Below are 20,586 nucleotides of genomic sequence, written 5' to 3' on the forward strand. Positions count from 1 at the left end.
CGGTTGACGGGTTCGGGAAAGCTCAGGGCAGCTTCGGCTCGACCAGCCCGGCGACGGTCGTCGCGCGGGAGCACGCCAGCGTGGTGTCGGAGAAGCTCGCGTTGCTCACGTCCACCTGCACGCTCGCGGAGTCGCCGACGCCGAGCAGCACGGCGCACGTGCCGGCGGCGGCCTTCTTGTCCGCTACCTGCAGTGCCTGGTGCGCGCCGACCTTCTTCTTGGTGCGGGTGCCGTGGGAGACGTCGAGGTTGGCGAGCCCGGCGCTCTCGTCGAGCGTGACCGTGACGCCGAACGTCGAGGGCACGGTCCAGTCGCACGCGCGCGCCTCGCCGATCGTCTTCGGCTTGCCCAGCTCGGTGAGCCCCGCGCTCGAGCGGTCGCTCGGCGAGAGCAGCGCGCACGGGTCCAGGTCTGCCAGCGTCGCGTGGGCCGCGCTCGACGGCGCGGGTTCCGGGCCGCCGTCGGCCGCGACCGCCTTCGGGGTCACCGGGCGGCCGCACGCGGCGAGCACGACGAGGGCCGGGACGACCGGCACGAGCAGCAGGAGCTTGCGCACGGGCTCAGCCACCGGCGCAGTCCACGCCGTCGGCCGCCGCGTCGTCCTCGCGCTGGTACTTTTTCAACGCGCTCGCGATGCGTTCCTTGAGGTTCTCGATCTGCTTGCCGAACGCGATCAGCTGCGCGACCGCCGACCCGTCTCGGCCGAAGCCGTACTGCGCCATGAATGTGCCGACCTCACCGGCGTACCCGCTGCCGAGCGGCACCGACCGACCCAGGACGTTGGCTTCGCGGACCATCTCGCCCACCACGTCCTGCAGCTCGCCGAGCTTCGTGTAGGTGGCCGTCGCCAGCTCCGGCGCCACCGCGAACCGGCCGGAGCCGGATCCCGAACTCGTCAGGCCCGGAACGTCGGGCAGCGGTGCGGCCCCCACCTCGCTCATGAGCGGTTACGCCTCTCCGTAGTCGAGCGACCTCGGATTCGGAGCATACGTGAGAGCAGTCCGTCAGCGGGAGCACCCGAAAATGCGGCTCCGTACACCCGAACGGTGGACGGAGGGCATTACCGGAGAGTCATCGGCGGCCGTTCGCGGGGTTCCGGCGCCGAGTTCGCCCGAGTTTGACACACTGGATGGAAGGCTGATCGCTGCGTGGACAGCGAGCGACCCGGCGGAGCCGGTGGAAGCCGCACAGCCATGCGCCACCAGGAGGACGAGTGACGTCGAGAATCCAGTCCGCCACCGCTGCCGGACCGCAGGGCGGCGGGGCCGGGCAGCCGCCCTACCCCTCGGCGGATGCCCCGAACGGGCGAGGCAACGGGTACGCCCCGAGAGTGTCCCTCGACGAGCTGCACGACACGGCCCGCCGGATCGCCGCCAACGTCGAACGCGTACTGGTCGGCAAGCCCGACGTCATCCGGATCGCGCTGGTGACCCTCCTCGCCGAGGGTCACCTGCTCGTGGAGGACGTACCGGGTGTCGGCAAGACCTCGCTGGCCAAGGCGCTCGCGCGGTCGATCGACTGCACCGTGAGCCGCGTGCAGTTCACCCCCGACCTGCTGCCGAGCGACGTCACCGGCGTGTCGATCTACAACCGCCAGACCGGCGAGTTCGAGTTCCGGCCGGGCCCGGTGTTCGCGAACATCGTGGTGGGCGACGAGATCAACCGCGCCTCGCCGAAGACGCAGTCGGCGCTGCTCGAGTGCATGGAAGAGCACCAGGTCACGGTCGACACGAGCACGTACCTGCTCGGCGCGCCGTTCATGGTGATCGCCACGCAGAACCCGATCGAGATGGAGGGCACCTACGCCCTGCCCGAGGCCCAGCGCGACCGCTTCACCGCGCGGGTGTCGATCGGCTACCCCGACCAGCAGGCCGAGCTGGCCATGGTCGACGAGCACGCGGGCCACAACCCGCTGGCCGAGCTGTCGGCGGTGTCCGACGGCGCGACCGTGCAGCGGCTCATCGAGACCGTGCGCGCGGTGCACATGGCGCCCGAGGTCCGCCGCTACGCCGTGGACCTGGTCTCCGCGACGCGGCAGGTGCCGGAGATCCGGCTGGGCGCCTCGCCGCGCGCGACGCTGCACCTGGTCCGCGCCGCTCGGGCGCAGGCGGCGCTGTCGGGCCGCGAGTACGTGGTGCCGGACGACCTGCACACGGTCGCCGTGCCCGTGCTGGCGCACCGGCTCGTGCTCACCACCGAGGCGCACGCCGCCCGCCGCTCGGCGACCGACGTGGTCCGCGCTGTGCTGCACCGCGTCCCCGTCCCCCAGGGCTCCACCGGCACCCGCTGACCGGCGATCCCCTTACCCGAATCCGAGAACCGCATGCTGCGTGCACTGTCCGGCCTCACCACCCGTGGCCGCTGCCTTCTGGCCGCGGGGATCGCCGCGGCCGTGTGCTCGCTGGTGCTCAACGAGCGTGATTTGCTGCGCGTCGCTGTCTTCGTAGTGGCGCTGCCGCTGCTGGTCGCGGCGTTCATCTCGGCGACCCGGCTGAGGCTCGGCGCCACGCGGGCGCTGCGGCCGGAGCGCGTGGCCGTCGGCGCGAGCGGCGAGGTGCACCTCGAGCTGTGGCGCAGCGGCCGGCTCCCGGGCGGCGAGGTCCTGCTCGAGGACGGCGTGCCGTACGCGCTGGGCTCGAAGCCGCGGTTCGTGGTCGAGCGGCTGCCGCACGACCGCCGGGTGCTGCTGCGCTACCCGCTGCAGCCGTTGCTGCGCGGTATCCAGCAGGTGGGGCCCTTGCGCGCGACGATCACCGACCCGTTCGGGTTGTGCGAGTTCGAACGCGAGCTGATCGGGCATTCGCGGCTCGTGGTGGTGCCCCGCGTCGTCGGTCTGTGGGGGCTGCCCGGCGGCGCCGGGGTCGGCGCGGGCGACGACGGCACCGTGCGCCTGCACGCCGGGCAGGGTGAGCCCGACGTGATCGTGCGCCACTACCGCACCGGCGACGACATGCGGAAGGTCCACTGGCGCTCCACCGCCCGCCGTGACGAGGTCATGGTGCGCGTGGAGGAACGGCCGTGGCGGGGCGGCACGACCGTGCTGGTCGACCACCGCGCCGCCGCCCACCACGGCACGGGTCCCACGGCCAGTCTCGAGTGGGCGGTGTCGTTCGCGGCTTCGGTCGCGCTGCACCTGCGCCGTTCCGGCCACCGCGTCCGTCTGGTCACCGAACACGGCATCACGCTCGCCGACACCCCGGGTGAAGGCGGCGAAGGCTACGACAACGTGGTGCTCGACGCGCTGGCCGGGCTGCAGCCCGCGCACCAGCGCGACGTGACGCTCGGGCACGACCCGGCCGAAGGACAGGAGCTCATCGCGGTGCTCGGCACGGTCAGCGCGGAGTCGGTGCACGAGCTGGCCCGCTACCGCCCACGCGGAGTGCGCAGCCTCGCGGTGCTGCTGGACACGCCGAGCTGGGCCGGGTCCGGCTCGTCCGACCACCAGGCCGCGGCCACGAACGACGCCGCCGAGCTGCTGCGCGCGAACGGCTGGGGCGTCGTGATCGCCGGCCCGCAGACGCAGATGCCGCAGGCGTGGGCCGAGCTGTGCCGCACGGGTGCCCACCGCGGCGCCCTGATCGGCGGTGCGCGATGACCACGACGGCACCCCGTCCGCCCGTTTCCCAGGCTCCCCCGCCGATCCCGCACACGCCGACCCGGCAGCCGGCCGCGCAACCGCCGGTGTGGTCGAGCGGGATCCTGCCGCCGGTCGCCGCGGGCATCGCGACGCTGTGCGCGGCCACGTCGCTCACCGGCGTCGTCTCCGGGTGGGCGTGGTTCGGTTACCTGTTCGTGGCGGTCATCCTGATCGCGTCGACCGGCCTGGCGCTGCGCTCGCTGCGCGCGCCGACCGTGCTGGTCGGTCTCGGCCAGCTCGTGGTGCTGCTGTTCCTGGTCACGGGCGCGTTCACCACGCAGGGCATCCTCAAGATCATCCCGGGGCCGACGGCGTTCGGCGAGCTGCAGGCGACGCTCGCGGCGTCGGCCGAGCAGATCCGCACCGGGCTGCCCCCGGTCGAGGGCACGCAGCCGATCCTCTGCCTGGTGACGATCGCGATCGGGCTGGTCGCGGTGCTCGTCGACACGCTCGCGGTGGCCGCCGCGGCACCGGCGGCGACTGGTCTGGTCCTCCTGTGCGTGTACGCGGTGCCGGCGGCGCTGTCCGACGAAATGCTGCCGTGGTGGACGTTCCTGCTCGGCGCGGCCGCGTTCGCGTGCCTGCTCGCCCTCGACGGCAACCACCGGCACCGGCGCTGGCGCAACCGTGAGGCGCCGGGTTCGGGCGGGCGCGCGCGAGCGTTGCAGGCGCCCGTGGCCGTGGTGAGCGCGGCCGTCGTGCTCGGTCTGCTCGGCGGCGGGATCACGTGGGTGGGCACCGTCGGGAAGATCCCCTTCGGCGCCGGCTCGGGCGCGGGCGGCGACGGCAGTGGCGGGTTCGGCGTCGCGCCGTTCACGCAGCTGCGCGGCCTGCTCGACCAGGGTCAGAACGCCGAGCTGTTCCAAGTCCGCGGCCTCGGCAACGACCGGCGGTACCTCCGGGCGTTCACGCTCGACACGTACACGCCCAACCAGGGCTGGGGCCTGCGCGGCGGCGGCCAGGCGCAGACGGGTGTGCTCGCCAACAGCACCCTGCCCGCGGCGCCCGGCGACGACGGCACCGGCGTGTCGCGGCAGATCCAGATCCAGCCCACGCAGTGGGTGGACAACTGGCTGCCCGTCTACGGTGCGCCGCGCGCGCTGCGCGGGCTTTCGCCGCAGTGGCTGTACGACCGGGTCAGTGGCGCCGTCTTCACCACGAAGAGCGAGTCCGCGCCGACCTACACCGAGGTCGCGTCGCTGAAGGAACCGACGGCCGCCGAGCTGCGCTCCACCGATCCGAAGTCCGACGAGGTGCCGGCGTTCTACTCGCAGATCGGCCGAGTGGACCCACGGGTCGTCGCGAAGACCAACCAGCTCATCGCGGGCAAGACCGACAACTTCGACAAGGCCACCGCGCTGTGGCAGTTCTTCAGCGCGCAGAACGGTTTCGTGTACGACACGAAGACCGCGGACGCCACTGACGCGGACGCACTGGCCGACTTCATCCTGAACGGCAAGCGCGGCTACTGCGAGCAGTACGCGTCGGCGATGGCCGTGATGCTGCGCGTCGCCCACATCCCCGCGCGGGTGGCCATCGGCTTCACGCCGGGCGTGCCCAAGGGCGACTACCAGTCGATCAGCTCGCAGGACGCGCACGCGTGGGTCGAGGCGTACTTCGGCGACAAGGGCTGGGTCAGCTTCGACCCGACGCCGCTCGCCGACGGCCGCGGCATCGTCCCGTCGTACCTGCAGCAGAACAACCAGAACTCCCAGCAGCCCGACGCCACCGACGATCTGCCCACCGCGCCGCGCTCCAACTCCCCGGCCACGCAGTCGCCCCTCGACAAGGGCCAGAACGAGGCCACCCCGACCACCACGGCCACGGCCGAATCGAACGACGGCTGGCTCGCGATCCTCGCCGCCGTGCTCGCCGTCCTGGGCGCCGCGGCGGTGGTCACGGCGTACGTCCTGCGGCGGCGGCCGCCCGCTCCGGGTACCGCGACTCCGGGCCTGCCGCCCGGCGCCGTCCCGGATGGCGACGTCCTGGTCCACGCCCCGGCTCCCGCGGCCGCGCGCACCAGCCAGGTCGCCCTGTGGCTGCCCCTGGCGGGTGGCGTGCTCCTCGTTGCCGCGCTGGGTTTCCTGGCCGGTCTCGTGGCTTGGTGGTTCGCCGTGATCGTCGTGCTGCTCCTGGTCGGCTTCGGCGGCCCGGCGGCCCTGCGCGACTTCACCCGCCGCCGCCACCTCCAGGCGATCGTCACCCACGCCCCCGGCTCCGCCGACGCGGCGTGGCGCGAGCTCAAGGCCGAGTGCGCCGACCGAGGCCTCCCGCTGGCCGACAGCGACACCGTCCGCGTGGCCGGCCAGAAGATCGCCGAGCGCCACCACCTCGACGACTCCGGCCGCGACAGCCTGCGCACGGTGATCGGCGCCGTCGAGCGCACTTGGTACAGCGGCGCGACCACGGCGGACCCGGAACTGGCCCCGGCCTTCGACAGCCTCCGCCACAGCCTGCGTACGACGGCTCCCCTGTCCTGGCGGGGGCGCCTCTTCCCGAAGTCGATCCTGCGGCGCCACTCCTGACCTGACGCGGTTCCCGGCCCCGGCTCGTCGACCCCTGACGACCGGGGCCGGCGCTTGTCCTGGGTCAGCCGGGAGGGGTACGACGATCCGGCCCAGCACGCGTAGCCCGGGCCCGAAGAGTCACCCGCTGGTACACGATCGAACAGGCCTCGGACAACGCCCGGACCGTGGCTTCGACTGGACCCGCGCACACGAGAATCCGCGCTCCACCCCAGCCGGGTGAAGCGCGGATCCCACGACGTCGCCGAAGGGAGCTACTGCTCCTCGAAGCGCTGGCGGAAGCGCTCTTCCATGCGTTGCGTGAACGAGCTCTTGCCGCCCGATCCCTTGCCGCCGCCACCGCCGCGGCCGGAGTCTTTGCCGCCTCCGCCGCTGTCGCCGTGACGTAACGACGTGACCGCCAACATGACCCCGAAGAACATCACGAGGAACCCCAGCACGCTGATCAACGGGATGTCGGCGACCCGCAGCACGGGCACCACCACGCCGAGCACCAGGAGCGCTACCCCTACCACGAACAGCGCGATCCCTTGGATGCGCCGTCGACGGGCGGGGCGGCGCAACCGGGTGCCACGCACCGTGGATGCGAACTTGGGGTCCTCGGCATAGAGCTCGCGCTCGATCTGATCGAGCAGCCGCTGCTCATGCTCGGAGAGTGGCATCTTTCCTCCTCCGGCACAGCTGTCGCGGGCGCCGGGCCGCGCAACGTTCTGGACCCAACTGCCGGCCCCAGGCGGGGCGGCACTGTCCAGGATACGAGCCCCACGCGCGTCCGACTACCCGATCCCGCATCCAGAAGGGATCGAATTGGGGGAAATCACGACTGACGTGGGTTGACACTGGGTCACGACGGCCCGGTGACGGTACAACGGGCGACACAATAGACGACACAATCGGCCACGCGTTTCACGTCTCGCGGGGCGTCAGCAACGACGCCGGGCGCACCGCGGCCGACCCGAACTTCGACCTCGCCACGTCGGCGGCCACTTCCGCATCGCGCCAGCGCGGCTCGGCGGAGGCGAACTGGAGCTGCTCGCCGCCCTCGCCCGTGTCGAGGCCCTCCACGCGCACGCCGATCAGGCGCACGGCACCCGTGGGGGCGTGCTCGGCCAGCAGCTCGACCGCCGTCCGGTGGATGTCGCGCGCGACATCCGTGGCCGCGTACAGCGTGCGCGCCCGAGTGATCGTGGTGAAGTCGGCGAAGCGGACCTTGATCGACACCGTGCGCCCGCGCAGCCCGCGCGCCCGCAGCGTCGCGCCGACCCGTTCGGACAGCCTCAGCAGCTCCAGCCCGAGCTCGTCGCGGCTGTGCAGGTCGACGTCGAACGTCCGCTCCGCCCCGATCGACTTCTCCGCCGCCTCGGGGACCACGGCGCGGTCGTCGTGCCCGTTGGCGAGCGCCCACAGGTGCTCCCCCATCGCGTTGCCCAGCGACCGCCGCAGCCGCGCGGGCGGGGCGGCGGCGACGTCGGCGATCGTGTGCAGCGCCTGCCCCCGCAGCTGCTCCTCGGTGCGCTTCCCCACGCCCCACAGCGCCGAGACCGGCAACGGGTGCAGGAACGCCAGCGTCTCGGCCGCCGGCACCACGACCATCCCGTCGGGCTTCGCCATCCCCGACGCGAGCTTCGCGACGAACTTGACCTTCGCGACGCCGACCGAGCACGTGATCCCGTGCTCGGCATGCACCCGCGAACGGATCCGCGCGCCCAGCCGCGCGGGCGTGGCCCCCAACCGCCGCAACGCCCCGCTCACGTCCAGGAACGCCTCGTCGAGGCTCAGTGGCTCCACGAGCGGCGTCAGCTCGCGGAAGATGTCCATCACCTGCCGCGAGACCTCGCCGTAGAGCCCCGACGTGGGCGTGATGCAGATCAGGTGCGGGCACAGCCGTTTCGCCGTGGAAAACGGCATCGCCGACTGCACGCCGTACTTGCGCGCCGGGTAGTTGGCCGCGGCCACCACCGACCGCGGCCCGCCGCCGGACACCACGACGGGTTTGTCCACCAGCTCAGGCCGGGTCCTCAGTTCGCACGACACGAAGAACGCGTCCATGTCCACGTGCAGGATCCCGCAGCCGGTGTCGTCCGGCAGCGTCTCGGCACCCGTGGTGACGCGGTAGCGGGCCATGCCGCTGGGCAGTTCGGCGTTTCTGCTCCCCACGGGAACCGACGCTACCGGGGACCCCCGACAATTCCGGGAACGCCCTGCTCAGCGCCGGAAGATCGCAGGTTCAGACCTGCGCGGGCCGTGCCATCGCGTGCAGCCGCCCGGCCACGTCGCGCAACGCCGGCACCGCGGCCGCCGCCAGTTCGAACTCCGCCAGCTCGTCCTCGCGCACCTCGCCGGGCACGACGTCGGCGATCACGCGGTCGCCCTGCAGCAGCGTCACCTCGAGGCCCGCCGCCACCAGCAGGTCGGTCAGGCCGGCGCTGTCGAAGCGGCGCAGCACGGTGTCGCGCCCGCCGGGCACCACACCGTCGGTGCCGTCGAGCAGCCGCTGGGCCTCGGCGATCCGGCCGGCCAGCGCGCGGTGCAGCACGGCCGCGTTGCGGTTGGCCACGAGCACGGACAGCGCCCCGCCGGGTGCGACGGCCGCGGCCAGCGCGGCGAGCGCCACCGCCGGGTCGTCGACGACCTCGAGCAGGCCGTGGGCGAGAACGAGATCGGCCGAACCGGCCTCGACGTGGGCGCCGAGGGCGTCGGAGTCGTCCGCGATCACCGTGATCCGGTGCGAGACGCCCTCCTCCTCGGCGCGCCGACGCAGCGTCGCCAGCGCGTTGGGATTGGGCTCGACCACGGTCACGAGGCAGCCCGCCGACGCGAACGGCACCGCCCAGCCGCCACTGCCGCCGCCGACGTCGACGACGGAGGGCTGCTCCACGCCGCGGGCGCGGGCAGCCCGCAGCTCCGCCTCGAGCGCCCGGCGAACGGCGCCCGAACCCCGGGCCGCCACGGTGTCCGTCTTCATAGTCGGACAGGGTAGTGCCCGCCCGCCGGTCACCCGCCGTCACCCGGGCCTGCCCGGAAGAGGTGTTCGGCACCTTCCTCGCGACCCGCCCCGCCCGCGGCCCGTAGGCTGTGCCGAGTGCACACGGTCGCCGTTCTCAGCCTCAAGGGTGGCGTCGGTAAAACGACGGTAGCGCTCGGTATCGCGTCGGCCGCTCTGCGTAGGGGCACCCGCACGCTCGTGGCCGACCTCGACCCGCAGGGCAACGCCACCACCTCGCTCGACCCGCCCTACACCGACGCGACGCTCGCCGACGTCCTCGAGACCCCCGCGCGGGCGGTCCTCGAACGCGCGATCGCGCCCAGCGTGTGGAGCGACGAGGTCGACGTGCTGGTCGGCACCGAGGAGCTGGAGCTGCTCAACGAGCCTGACTCCGACGGCCGGCGCCTGGAGAACCTGTCGCGCGCGCTCGACGAGCTGCACCAGAACCCGCTGCGCGAAGAGCCGTACGAGCTCGTGGTCATCGACTGCCCGCCGTCACTCGGCCGGCTGACGAAGTCCGCCCTCGTGGCGGCCGACAGCGCACTGATCGTCACCGAGCCCACGATGTACGCCGTGGCGGGCGCCCAGCGCGCGCTGGAGGCCATCGAGCGCATCCGCGAGGAGAGCAACCCGGGTCTGCGCCCGATCGGTGTCCTGGTCAACAAGCTGCGCGTGCGCTCCTACGAGCACCAGTTCCGCGTCGCCGAGCTGCGTGAGAACTTCGGCTCACTGGTGATGCCCACGGCGATCCCCGACCGGCTGGCCGTGCAGCAGGCGCAGGGCGCGTGCAGCCCGATCCACGAGTGGCACTCCCCCGGCGCCCAGGAGATCGCGCTGACGTTCAACATGGTGCTGGCCAAGATCCTGCGGTCCAACCGCGCCGGGCGTCACCGCGTGCGCGGCGACGAGGGCGAGGCCCTCGAGACCACCGCCGAGCCGTCGGCGACCGTGCCCGACGCCGCGGGCTGAGCCGTGCCCGAGGGCGACACCGTCTTCCTGGCCGGCAAGCTGCTCGACAAGGCGCTGGCCGGGAAGACGCTGGTACGCGGGGAGTTCCGCCATCCCGCACTGGCCACTGTGGACCTTTCGGGCCGTGTCGTGCTCGGCGTCGGGACGGTCGGCAAGCACCTGCTCACGCGCTTCTCCGGCGACCTCACGCTCCACAGCCACCTGCGCATGGACGGCAGCTGGGACATCTACCCCGCCGGCGGCCGCTGGCGCACCCCGGCCCACCACGCGCGCGTGATCCTCGCGACCGCCGACGTGCAGGCGATCGGCTTCCGCGTCCACGACTTGAAACTCGTGCCCACGACGGCGGAACACGACCTGGTCGCGCACCTCGGTCCCGACCTGCTCGATCCACAGTGGAGCGACGAGCACGCGGAGCAAGCCGCAGCCGCATTGGCCGCGCAGCCGGACCGCGAGCTGGGTGACGCACTGCTCGACCAGCGCGCGATGGCCGGCGTCGGCAACCTGTACAAAGTCGAGATCTGCCACCTGCTCAAGGTGTCACCGTGGACGCCGGTGTCCGAAGTGGACACCAGGGAGGTCGTGGCGCTGGCCCGGAAGCTGCTGCTGGCCAACGCGTGGCGCCACGAGCAGGTGACCACCGGCGACCTCGGCCGCGGCCGGCGCAATTGGGTCTACGAGCGCACGCGCCAGGGCTGTTTCCGCTGCGGCGGCCGGGTCGAGGTCCACGACCAGGGCGAAGGCGTCCACCGGCGGCCCACGTGGTTCTGCCCGCGCTGTCAGCCCGGTCCGCGCCCGGTGGACTGAACCGACGGACCGGACAAGGCCGCGAAACCGACCGCTGCCGCCGGCGCTTGTCCACCGGCCCCTGCCCGCCGGCCGCTGTTCGCGGCTGGCGAACGGATTCGGACATCCCAGGCAGGCAACCGTGAGTTCGCCCAAATGATGTTGCCGGGCACCGGCATTCGCGGTTAGCGTGGTCTTACACGAGAGAGGAGGTGGTCCTAAGTTGTATTCTCACAGGACTCGTGAGGTGGCTGTCCGCTAGCGGATGGCACGCGTAGGGACTTTGAGCAGCGATACAACCTGAGCCACCTTCGGCTCATCGCCTGCTTCGCGTGTTTGCCTGATAGCGAATACCAGGCAGTCACCGGGCTCCCGGGGCTTTCGAGCACCGGTCCGGCTTGGACTCGGACGTTTGACGGCGTCCGAGAGGCACCCCGGGAGCACCCCTTCATATACGAGATCTCGCCACCGGGCCCCGCTGGGCGACCGTCCGGCGATCGATCCCCGTTCTTCGCCGATCGATCGGCACGGGCGCATACCCCGAACGGCCGTATGTGGCTAGCCTGAACGGCATGCTCAGGCCCGACTACCCGATCACGACGGAACGGTTGCTCCTGCGCCCGTTCAAGCTCGAGGACCTCGACGCGCTGAACTCCTTCCAGTCCCGGGCCGACGTCGCCCGCTACCTCTACTGGGGACCGCGCAGCCGGGCCGAATCCGCCGCCGCCCTCGCGAAGCGCGTGCACAGCTCCTCGCTGACCCAGGAGGGCCAGTTCCTCGCCGTCGCGGTCGAACTCGCCGAGACCGGCCAGCTGATCGGCGACCTGAACCTCGAGTACCTCAGCTCCGAGCACCGCCAGGGCGAGATCGGGTTCGTCTTCCACCCCGACCACCACGGCCGCGGCCTCGCGCTGGAGGCCACGAAAGAGCTGCTGCGCCTCGGGTTCGAGGACCTGGGCCTGCACCGCGTCGTGGGGCGTTGCGACGGCCGCAACAGCGCGTCGAGCGCCCTGATGGAACGCCTCGGGATGCGCAAGGAAGCGCACCTGAAGGAGAACGAGATCGTCAAGGGCGAGTGGACCGACGAACTGGTCTACGCCATGCTCGAAGACGAGTGGAAGGAAGGCGCCACCGGCTGACCGGTGTCGAGGCCGGCGGGTCCGACGGCGACCGGCGCCACAGGCGGGCCGGGTTCCAGGCGCCGCTCCGGAGCCGATGAGGCAGCATGGGCGAGTGCTCTTCGAGAAGATCGCCCGCCCCGGGCTGTACCGGCTGGCCTACCACGATCCCGAGCTGGTGCACGAGCGCACCGTGCGGCTGCTGAGCCGTGTGGGGCCCGCGCTCGGGCCGCTCGGGCGCGTCTACGGCACCGACGACCCGGTGACCGTGCTGGGGCTGCGGTTCCCGAACCGCGTGGGGCTGGCCGCGGGCATGGACAAGAACGGGCGCGCGCTCACGGCGTGGCCGGCGCTGGGGTTCGGGTTCGTCGAGGTCGGCACCGTCACTCGGCACGCGCAGCCGGGAAACCCAAAGCCGCGGCTGTTCAGCCTCCCCGAGAGCGACGCCGTGATCAACCGGATGGGCTTCAACAACGACGGCGCCGAAGCCCTGGCCCGCCGGCTCGCCGCGCAGGGCAAGCCCCGCGTGCCGCTGGGGATCAGCATCGGCAAGTCCAAGGCGACCCCGCTCGACGAGGCCGTGGCCGACTACCGCTTCTCGCTGCGCGTGCTGCACCCCTACGCCGACTACTTCGCGATCAACGTCAGCTCGCCCAACACCCCGGGGCTGCGCGCGTTGCAGGACAAGGCCGCGCTGGGCGAGCTGCTCGCCGAGCTGCGCAAGACGTCCGCCGAGCTGGGCGGGGACACGCCGCTGCTGGTGAAGGTCGCGCCGGACCTCACGGACGAGGCGCTCGCGGAGCTGCTCGAGGTGTGCCTCGGCCACGGCGTCGCGGGGCTCATCGCCACCAACACCACGCTCTCGCGCGACGGCCTCGCCCCGGCCGAAGCGCACCTCGCCACCGAAGCCGGCGGCCTGTCCGGCCGCCCGCTCACGGCGCGCTCGCTCGAAGTCGTCCGCTTCGTCCACGAGCGCACCGAAGGCAAGCTGCCGATCATCGGCGTCGGCGGCATCCTCGGCCCCGACGACGCGAGCCGACTGCTCGACGCCGGCGCCAGCCTCGTGCAGCTCTACACCGGCTTCGCACTGCACGGACCGGCGCTGGTGCGCCGCGTCAGCCGGGGGATCGCAGGCCGGCCGTGCTGACGAACCGCAGGTAGCCGCGCCACGATTCGTACCGGTCGAGGTTCGGCGCGCCACCTGTGGCGGCCGGTGGGCACAGCACCGCGAGCGGCGTACTGCCGTCCTCCAGCTCCACGTGCCCGAGCACGAACGGCTCCGGCAGCGCCGCCGCGAACCGGCCGAAGCCCGCCGGCGAAAGCCGCCAGAGTTCGCCGTCGAGCGCGCCGCTGCCGGGGATCACGCCGGGCTGCGGCGGTTCGGTGTCGAGCAGCACCATGCGGTACCGCTCGGCGGTCTGGACCGGCGTCACGAACCGCGCGCCCCGCAGTTCGCCGTGCAGCGGCTGGCCGCGCAGGTGGGCGCCGAACACGACCAGGTCGACCCCTTCTGCCGGGTACGGCTCGCTCGCCTGCTCCCCGGTGAGCACCGCGGCGAGGTCGAGCGCGATCTGGTCCTCGAACGCCCGCACAGCGATCGTGACGCCGAACGGTCGCTGGTCCCCCGGCGCGACCGGCACGGTCACGGCGGCGAGGTCGAGGACGTTCACGAACGCGCTGTACGTCCCCAGCCGCGCGCTCACGCCGAGCGGATCTGCCAGTGCCTCGCCGAGGTCCGGGTGGTCGGGCACGGTGGGCAGCAGCAGCGCGTCGCACTCGCCGAGCGCATCGCGGGCCGCCGCGCGCAACCGGGCGACCTGGCCGTGGGCGTCGGCGAGCTCGTGGGCGAGGTGGGTGCCCGCCGCGGCGACGAGTCCGGCGACCGTCGGATCGACGCCTTCCGGTTTCCCGGCCAGCACGTCTCCGGCCGACGCGAAGCGCTCGGCCACCAGCGCGCTGCCGGAGAGCAGCTCTCCGGCTTCGAAGAACACGCCGAGATCGATCGGCTCGATCACCGCGCCGGACGCCTCCAGCGACGCCACGGCCACGCCGAAAGCGCGCCTCGCCGGTCCGGACAACGCGGCGAGCCCGGCGACGTCGGGGATCGCGACCCGCGGCCGCTCCCCCGCGCCGAGGCGGACGTCGGCGGGCCACTCGCGCACGGACGCGTCCTGGCCGTCCGGGCCGGTCAGCGCGGCGAGCGCGCGCTGGCCGAGCTTGAGGGTGCTCGCGAACACCGAAACGCAGTCGAACGACGGCGACGCCGGGAAAACCCCGGTCCTCGGCACGAGCCCGAGGGTCGGTTTGAGGCCGACGACGGCGTTCAGCGCCGCGGGAACCCGGCCGGAGCCGGCGGTGTCAGTACCGAGCGCGAGGTCGGCGATTCCGAGCGCGACGGCCACGGCAGAACCGCTGCTGGACCCACCCGCGACCTTCTGGGGGTCGCCGGCCGAAGCCACCGCGCCGTACGGGCTGCGCGTGCCGGCCAGCCCGGAGGCGAATTGATCGAGGTTCGTCTTGCCCAGCACCACGGCACCCGCGCCGGTGAGCCGCGTGACCGCCGTGGCGCTGGTCACGGGCACCCGAGAAAAACCCGGGCACCCCGCGGTGGTGGGCAGCCCGGCGACGTCGATGAGGTCCGTGACCGCGACGACGGTCCCGGCCAGCGGGAGGTCCTCCCCGGCGCGGACGCGCTCGTCGACGGCCTTCGCGTCGACCAGCACCTCTTCCAGCGTGCGGAGGCTGATCCACAGCTCGGGGCGGTCGACTTGCGCGAGGCGTTCGAACGCGGCCACCACCCTCTGGTGCGAGCTGGGCGGGGGGACGGGCACGGGTTCCGGTTCGGGCGGGAGCGTGGTCACGGAGGGTCCTTTCCTCGACGGAACGGATGAGTCCACTGTGTACGACCGGCGCCGCGGAACCTCAGGCCACGGCGCTGATCCTGGCGGGTGCCACCACTGACTTCATGAGAAAAACGTTAAACCGCACGCGTTTCCGTAACCAGCTGTTTCGGATTACGCCATTGTTTCGGTATTCGGGGACACTCACCCACCGTCGGCGCGGGGTGACGAGGACTAGGCCGACCGGAAACCCAAACTGCGCCATCCGGCTCGTTCCGGTGCCGCACACAGCACTCGGTCACCGCACAGGAATCCGTACACGCGGGAAAAATCACCCGCGGAAAATCCGCCGAACCGCGTGGCGGCCCCTAGGACAGGTCCCGCAACGCCAACGCGAGCCCCGCGAGGTGGTCGGTCGCGTCGGTCAACGCCTGCTTGGACGTGCCCATGCCGTCGCTGCTGGCCGCGACCGCGCGTCCCGCCGCCGCGACCAGGCTGCCGAAGCCTTCGATGCCGTCGTCCAGCTGCTCGCGCAGCTTCGCCACGGCCGCGTCCAGCGCGCCGCGCTCACGTTCGGGGGCGGAGTTGCGGCCGCGTTCGATGGCCTGGATGCGGGCGGCCAGACCACGCAGGGCGCGGGCCGCTTCCTGGGCCGTGGCACGGGCGTCGGCCACGGAGACCTCGGGGACGGCCGTGGTGCCCAGCGAGGTGGGCACGGACAGCTGCCGCAGCAGCTCGCCGAGGGAGGCTTCGGACTCCGCCAGCCGTTCCATCGGTTCGCGGGCGGCCGAGGCGGCCGGGGGCAGCGGCGGCGGGGCCGCGCTGCTCGCCGCGGGGAGTTCGAGTTTCTTCAGCTGGCGGAGCTTCAGGCCGGTCCGCACGCTGAACGTGCCGAACACGACCGTGCCGAAGCCCGCGAGCACGGTCTGGGCCACGTCGGTGCCGCCGGCGCCCATCAGGCCGGTGCCGGCGAGCACGGTCAGGACGCCGAGCAGGATCGTGATGAGCAGCCACAACGTGAGCACCCTGGAGGTGCGGGTGATGCGCCGCTGGTGCTTGGCCGCGGGTTCGTTCCACCGCTGCCACTTCGCTCGCGCCTCGGCGACGGCCGGGACCTGGCCGGCCACCTGCGCGAACGCGGTGGGCACGGCGGTCCGGCGCACCACGGGCGGCGCGGGACGTTTCGGCGAGGACGGCCTCGCGGCGGGCTTCCCGCCGGCCTCATCGGCCGGCGGGAAGTACCGCTGCAGCTTCTCCTGGGCACGCTGGGCGTACTCCGGCAGCTTCTCGATGTGCTTCTCGAGCTTGGCGTTGAACTCGTTGAAGTCCCGCCGTCTGCCGCTGCCGGCCATGCCCCACCCCCGGGAGTCGTCCTCGAGCCCGGCGATCAGGCCGGGTTCTTGCCCTGCTCGGCCTGCACGCGGGCCTGGACCTCACGCTGGATGTCCGCGCTGGCGGCTGTGCCGGCCGACTTCGCGGCGCCGCCACCGTCGGTGACCTGCGCGACCGAGTCACCACGCATCGACGCGCGGATCTGCTCCAGGCGCGAGTGGCCCGCCATCTGCGTGGCGGACTCCTGCACCTCGAGCATGCGGCCCTGCACCGAGTTCTGCGCCAGCTCAGCCGAGCCCAGCGCGGTGGTGTAGCGCTTCTCGATCTTGTCGCGAACCTCTTCCAGCGACGGCGTGTTGCCCGGCGCGGCCAGCTGGCTCATCTGGTTCAGCGACGCGGAGACCTGCTCCTGCATCTTCGCCTGCTCCAGCTGCGAGAGCAGCTTGGTGCGCTCGGCCAGCTTCTGCTGCAGCATCGTGGCGTTGCGCTCCACGGCCTTCTTGGCCTGGCCCGCGGCCTGCAGCGACTGGTCGTGCAGCGTCTTGAGGTCCTCGATGCTCTGCTCGGCCGTGACGAGCTGCGCGGCGAAGCTCTCCGCCGCCGTCTCGAAATCGGTCGCCTTCTGCTCGTCGCCCTTGCCGCGGGCCTCGTCGGCGAGCACCAGGGCCTGCCGGGTCGACGCCTGCAGCTTCTCGACCTCGCCGAGCTGCCGGTTGAGCTTCATCTCCAGCTGACGCTGGTTGCCGATCACGGAGGCGGCCTGCTGCGTCAGCGCCTGGTGGTTGCGCTGTGCCTCCTCGATGGCCTGCTGGATCTGCACCTTCGGGTCGGCGTGCTCGTCGATTTTCGACGAGAACGACGCCATGAGGTACTTCCAGAACTTCACGAACGGGTTGGCCATCTCCTCCGCCTGCCTTCTTGCGTCCCACGGGCCCTGTGTGTCTCGAGGTGGGGCGTCGCTCCCCTAGTTCACAACGTCCCGACCCCGGCGTTGGGTTCCATCGTGTCAGGTCAGCCCCTGCCGTTCCAGGCGACCCCGGGGGAATTCAGGGACGACCCTGATCGATTCTGTGGATACGCGTACGGCCCCGGGGTCACAACCCGGGGCCGTACGCGTACGAAGCGTTTCTCTGCGCGTTCCTAAGCGGCGATCGTGGACGCGAGCTTCGGCGCGCCGATCGTGGTCCGCAGCTGGGTGTTCATCCGCGGCGCGGGCGAAAGCCGCAGGTCGGAGAGGTCGTCGCCGACCAGCTCGGAGACCAGGCGGCCGCCTTCGAACCCGCTCGCGGACGCGGTGGCTTCCCGCTCCGCCGGCACGGTCTCCCTCGCGGCACCGTCGACCACGCGCTCGTCGACCGGAGCCACCTCCACCGACTCGAGGGCCGTCACGTCGGCCGCGACCTTGTGGAGCAACTCGCCGAGCGGAAGGTCCAGGGCGTCGCAGATGGAAGCCAGCAGCTCGCTGGAGGCCTCCTTCTGACCACGCTCGACCTCGGACAGGTAGCCGAGGCTCACCCTGGCGGCGCGGGAGATGTCACGCAGCGTCCGACGCTGGTTGGTGCGGGCATGACGGAGCCGATCACCGATCGCCTCACGCAACAGCACGGTCATCACGCGCCTCCTTCCCGAACTGGTGCCTCCTACGTTACCCAGAGCGGTGCCCCGAGCGCAGGACTTGACACGTGCGTCCGCCAAGGGCGAACGCCCCATTCAGTGTAGATGTTCCCCGAGCAGGGAAAACGCCGAACGCACCGACGCGGTCCTGATCATGTCCCGGTCACCGGTCTCCACCAGGGTACGGACGATCCGGGTCGACGGCCCGCTGAGACCGATGTGCACGGTGCCCGGAGGCACCCCGTCCTGGGCGGTCGGGCCCGCGACGCCGGTCAGCCCCAGGCCCCAGGTGGCACCGCACCGCTCGCGCGCGCCGTCGGCGAGCTGCGCCGCCACCTCGGGGTGCACGGCGCCGTGCTCGGCCAGCAACTTCTCGTCGACGCCCGCCAGCGCGACTTTCAGCTCCGTGGCGTAGACGACGAGCCCGCCGCGCAGCACCACGCTCGCGCCCGGGATGCGGGCGACGGTGGCGCACACCAGCCCGGCGGTCAGTGACTCGGCCGTGGCCACGGTCTCCCCGCGCCGGGTCAGGACGGCCACCAGCTGCGCGGCCGCCTCGTCGAGCTCCGCCATCAAGCGCCCGTCGCCCGGCGGCCCGCCGCGCGCAGGCGGATCGCGCGGATCAGGTAGTCGACGCCGGTGACCACGGTCAGCAGAACGGCGAGCCCCATCAGCACCCAGCGCACCGGGTCCGCGCCGGCCGGCAGCGGCAGCAGGTATACGACGATCGCCAGGATCTGCGTCATCGTCTTGGCCTTGCCGCCGCGGCTCGCCGGAATCACACCGTGACGAATCACCCAGAAGCGCAGAAGTGTGACGCCTATCTCCCTGACCGCGATCACGATCGTGACCCACCACGGCAGCTCGCCGAGCACGCTGAGCCCGACGAGGGCGGCGCCGATGAGCGCCTTGTCCGCGATGGGGTCGGCGATCTTGCCGAAGTCGGTGATCAGGCCGTACTTGCGGGCGACCCACCCGTCGACCTGGTCGGTGGCCGAGGCGATGACGAACAAGCCCGTGGCGATCGCGCGCCACGTGGTGTCCACGCCGTCGCCGGCGAAGAGCGCGAGGACGAACAGCGGCACCAGCATCAGCCGCGAGAGCGTGAGCAGGTTCGCGACGTTCAGCGTCGGGACGGGCGTCGGTTCGGGTACGGCAGGCTCGGGCATGCGGGCGGCCCCCGTTTCAGCAGGCACCTCGTGGGTCTGGGGGGCCGCTCCCTGGGACGACGCCTGCGCGGCGCGGGTCATGCCCTCGCCGGCGTCGCTGGGTGCGGCACTCACCGGTCCGCGTCCGGCACCGGGCGGACGATCAGGTCGACCCCGGCGGAGTCGACGACCTCGCAGCGCACCAGATCGCCCACCTCGACGGCGGCGCGGTCCGGGTCTTCGAGGATCACGCACTCACCGTCGACCTCGGGCGCCTGGTGGGCGGCACGGCCGACGGCGTCTTCGCCGTCCTCGGCCTCCTGCTCCACCAGCACGTCCACGAACGTGCCGATGCGATCCTCGGCCCGCTGGGCGGTGAGCTCTTCGACCAGCGCCGAGATCCGGGTGACGCGCTCGGTGACCACGGCGGGGTCGAGCTTGCCGTCGAAGGTCTCGGCCTCCGTGCCGTCCTCGTCGGAGTAGCCGAACACACCGACGGCGTCGAGGCGCGCGCCGGTGAGGAAGCGTTCGAGTTCCGCGAGGTCGTCCTCGGTCTCGCCGGGGAAGCCGACGATCACGTTGGTGCGGATCCCGGCCTCCGGCGCGTACTCGCGGATCTGCTCGGTGAGCGCGAGGAACGAGTCGGTGGACCCGAACCGGCGCATCCGGCGCAGCACCTGCTCGCTCGAGTGCTGGAAGGACAGGTCGAAGTAGTCGGCGACGCCCGGCGTGGTCGCGATGGCCTTCACCAGCTGCGGGCGCGTCTCGGCCGGCTGCAGGTAGGACACGCGCACGCGGTCGATGCCCTCGACCTCGGCCAGGCGCGGCAGCAGCAGCTCGAGGGCGCGCGTGCCGTCCCGGCCGAAGTCCTTGCCGTAGGAGGTGGAGTTCTCGCTGACGAGGAACAGCTCCTTCACGCCGTTCTCGGCGAGCCACTGCGCCTCGGCGACGATCTCCTCCGGCTGGCGCGAGACGAACGAGCCGCGGAACGACGGGATGGCGCAGAACGAGCAGCGCCGGTCGCAGCCCGACGCGATCTTCAGCGCGGCCACGGGCGAATCGTCGAGCCGGGTGCGCAGCACGCGCGGGCCCCAGCCGTGCTGGGCGTGCCCGGGGACCTCCACGGCCTCCGCGGCCGCGGGCCGCTGCACCGGGCTGATCGGCAGCAGCTTGCGCCGGTCCGACGGCGTGTGCGACGCGACCGTGCGGCCGGCCACGACGTCGTCGAGGCGGTCGGACAGCTCGGCGTAGTGGTCGAACCCGAGCACGGCGTCGGCCTCGGGCAGGCTTTCGGCCAGCTCCGTGCCGTAGCGCTCCGCCATGCACCCGACGGCCACGACCTTGCGGCCGGTGTCGGACGCGGCGAGCAGCGTGTCGACCGAGTCCTTCTTCGCCGACTCCACGAAGCCGCACGTGTTCACCACGACCACGTCGGAGTCCTCGGGGTCCGCCGCCAGCTCCCAGCCCCCGGCCGCGAGCCGTCCGGCCAGCTCCTCGGAGTCGACCTCGTTGCGGGCGCAGCCCAGGGTCACGAGGGAGACACGACGACTGCGGGCTGGCTCAGTGGTGGGAGAAGGCACGACGTTGAGGGTAGCCGCCGCACCCGCGCCGGTCGGCGACGGCGTCACCCA

At 72.3% G+C, this 20,586-nt stretch carries 19 protein-coding genes; 7 read left to right on the forward strand and 12 right to left on the reverse strand.

Annotated features, from left to right (window positions below; all coding sequences use genetic code 11):
• Positions 1 to 22: 22 nt before the first annotated feature.
• Together AB0H62_RS14815 and AB0H62_RS14820 are read right to left on the reverse strand one after the other, a co-directional pair.
• Positions 23 to 568 (reverse strand): DUF3558 family protein, encoded by a 546-nt coding sequence (locus AB0H62_RS14815; protein ID WP_220242244.1) that lies wholly within the window; start codon positions 566 to 568, stop codon positions 23 to 25.
• Entirely contained in the window at positions 561 to 941 is a 381-nt protein-coding gene (locus AB0H62_RS14820) for a hypothetical protein (protein ID WP_255638197.1), read from the reverse strand. The genes AB0H62_RS14815 and AB0H62_RS14820 overlap by 8 nt, the downstream gene beginning before the upstream one ends.
• 389 nt (positions 942 to 1,330) lie before the next feature.
• On the opposite strand from AB0H62_RS14820, the gene AB0H62_RS14825 reads away from it, so the two are divergent.
• From AB0H62_RS14825 to AB0H62_RS14835, 3 genes are read left to right on the forward strand one after another with little or no spacing between them, the layout of a single operon-like run.
• Positions 1,331 to 2,290, forward strand: coding sequence for a MoxR family ATPase (locus AB0H62_RS14825; protein WP_255638198.1), 960 nt, complete (start codon positions 1,331 to 1,333; stop codon positions 2,288 to 2,290).
• Positions 2,291 to 2,323: 33 nt separating this feature from the next.
• Positions 2,324 to 3,595: a DUF58 domain-containing protein gene (locus tag AB0H62_RS14830; protein ID WP_220242246.1), complete on the forward strand. Its 1,272-nt coding sequence runs from the start codon at positions 2,324 to 2,326 to the stop codon at positions 3,593 to 3,595.
• Positions 3,592 to 6,162, forward strand: a complete 2,571-nt coding sequence (locus tag AB0H62_RS14835; protein ID WP_220242247.1) for a DUF3488 and transglutaminase-like domain-containing protein — start codon at positions 3,592 to 3,594, stop codon at positions 6,160 to 6,162. The genes AB0H62_RS14830 and AB0H62_RS14835 overlap by 4 nt, the downstream gene beginning before the upstream one ends.
• A 254-nt stretch (positions 6,163 to 6,416) precedes the next feature.
• Here AB0H62_RS14835 and AB0H62_RS14840 read toward each other — a convergent pair whose 3' ends face one another.
• The 3 genes from AB0H62_RS14840 to AB0H62_RS14850 all read right to left on the reverse strand — a co-directional run bounded on the left by AB0H62_RS14840 (position 6,417) and on the right by AB0H62_RS14850 (position 9,127).
• Positions 6,417 to 6,824, reverse strand: a complete 408-nt coding sequence (locus AB0H62_RS14840) for a DUF3040 domain-containing protein (protein WP_220242248.1) — start codon at positions 6,822 to 6,824, stop codon at positions 6,417 to 6,419.
• 244 nt (positions 6,825 to 7,068) lie between these two features.
• Entirely contained in the window at positions 7,069 to 8,286 is a 1,218-nt protein-coding gene (locus tag AB0H62_RS14845) for a DNA polymerase IV (RefSeq protein WP_360586654.1), read from the reverse strand.
• Positions 8,287 to 8,389: 103 nt separating this feature from the next.
• Positions 8,390 to 9,127: a methyltransferase domain-containing protein gene (locus tag AB0H62_RS14850; protein ID WP_220242249.1), complete on the reverse strand. Its 738-nt coding sequence runs from the start codon at positions 9,125 to 9,127 to the stop codon at positions 8,390 to 8,392.
• A 117-nt stretch (positions 9,128 to 9,244) separates the two neighbouring features.
• Here AB0H62_RS14850 and AB0H62_RS14855 point away from each other — a divergent pair, with 117 nt between their 5' ends.
• The 4 genes from AB0H62_RS14855 to AB0H62_RS14870 all read left to right on the forward strand — a co-directional run bounded on the left by AB0H62_RS14855 (position 9,245) and on the right by AB0H62_RS14870 (position 13,168).
• A complete protein-coding gene (locus tag AB0H62_RS14855; protein WP_220242250.1) occupies positions 9,245 to 10,117 on the forward strand; it encodes a ParA family protein in 873 nt (290 codons plus the stop codon).
• Between the two features lie 3 nt (positions 10,118 to 10,120).
• Entirely contained in the window at positions 10,121 to 10,924 is an 804-nt protein-coding gene (locus AB0H62_RS14860) for a DNA-formamidopyrimidine glycosylase family protein (RefSeq protein ID WP_360586418.1), read from the forward strand.
• Between the two features lie 551 nt (positions 10,925 to 11,475).
• The gene (locus AB0H62_RS14865; protein ID WP_354869891.1) at positions 11,476 to 12,042 is read left to right on the forward strand and encodes a GNAT family protein; all 567 of its coding nucleotides are present in this window, start codon (positions 11,476 to 11,478) and stop codon (positions 12,040 to 12,042) included.
• A gap of 94 nt (positions 12,043 to 12,136) precedes the next feature.
• Entirely contained in the window at positions 12,137 to 13,168 is a 1,032-nt protein-coding gene (locus AB0H62_RS14870; RefSeq protein ID WP_360586420.1) for a quinone-dependent dihydroorotate dehydrogenase, read from the forward strand.
• Here AB0H62_RS14870 and atzF read toward each other — a convergent pair.
• From atzF to rimO, 7 genes are all read right to left on the reverse strand, one after another.
• The gene (gene atzF / locus AB0H62_RS14875) at positions 13,137 to 14,882 is read right to left on the reverse strand and encodes an allophanate hydrolase (protein ID WP_360586422.1); all 1,746 of its coding nucleotides are present in this window, start codon (positions 14,880 to 14,882) and stop codon (positions 13,137 to 13,139) included. The genes AB0H62_RS14870 and atzF overlap by 32 nt on opposite strands.
• Before the next feature lie 347 nt (positions 14,883 to 15,229).
• A complete protein-coding gene (locus AB0H62_RS14880) occupies positions 15,230 to 16,213 on the reverse strand; it encodes a hypothetical protein (protein ID WP_220242262.1) in 984 nt (327 codons plus the stop codon).
• A 35-nt stretch (positions 16,214 to 16,248) separates the two neighbouring features.
• The gene (locus AB0H62_RS14885) at positions 16,249 to 17,094 is read right to left on the reverse strand and encodes a PspA/IM30 family protein (protein ID WP_220242263.1); all 846 of its coding nucleotides are present in this window, start codon (positions 17,092 to 17,094) and stop codon (positions 16,249 to 16,251) included.
• Between the two features lie 239 nt (positions 17,095 to 17,333).
• Positions 17,334 to 17,804 carry a helix-turn-helix transcriptional regulator gene (locus AB0H62_RS14890; protein WP_220242264.1) on the reverse strand — a complete coding sequence of 157 codons (471 nt, stop codon included), beginning with the start codon at positions 17,802 to 17,804 and terminating at the stop codon, positions 17,334 to 17,336.
• 99 nt (positions 17,805 to 17,903) lie between these two features.
• Entirely contained in the window at positions 17,904 to 18,380 is a 477-nt protein-coding gene (locus AB0H62_RS14895; protein WP_360586425.1) for a CinA family protein, read from the reverse strand.
• Entirely contained in the window at positions 18,380 to 18,976 is a 597-nt protein-coding gene (gene pgsA / locus AB0H62_RS14900; protein ID WP_220246901.1) for a CDP-diacylglycerol--glycerol-3-phosphate 3-phosphatidyltransferase, read from the reverse strand. Before pgsA ends, AB0H62_RS14895 begins: the two co-directional genes overlap by 1 nt.
• A gap of 110 nt (positions 18,977 to 19,086) precedes the next feature.
• Positions 19,087 to 20,535 carry a 30S ribosomal protein S12 methylthiotransferase RimO gene (gene rimO, locus AB0H62_RS14905; RefSeq protein ID WP_220242266.1) on the reverse strand — a complete coding sequence of 483 codons (1,449 nt, stop codon included), beginning with the start codon at positions 20,533 to 20,535 and terminating at the stop codon, positions 19,087 to 19,089.
• Between the last annotated feature and the right edge of the window lie 51 nt (positions 20,536 to 20,586).

Origin of the sequence: Amycolatopsis sp. NPDC050768 (assembly GCF_040654155.1) — a bacterium.
Taxonomy (GTDB): domain Bacteria; phylum Actinomycetota; class Actinomycetes; order Mycobacteriales; family Pseudonocardiaceae; genus Amycolatopsis.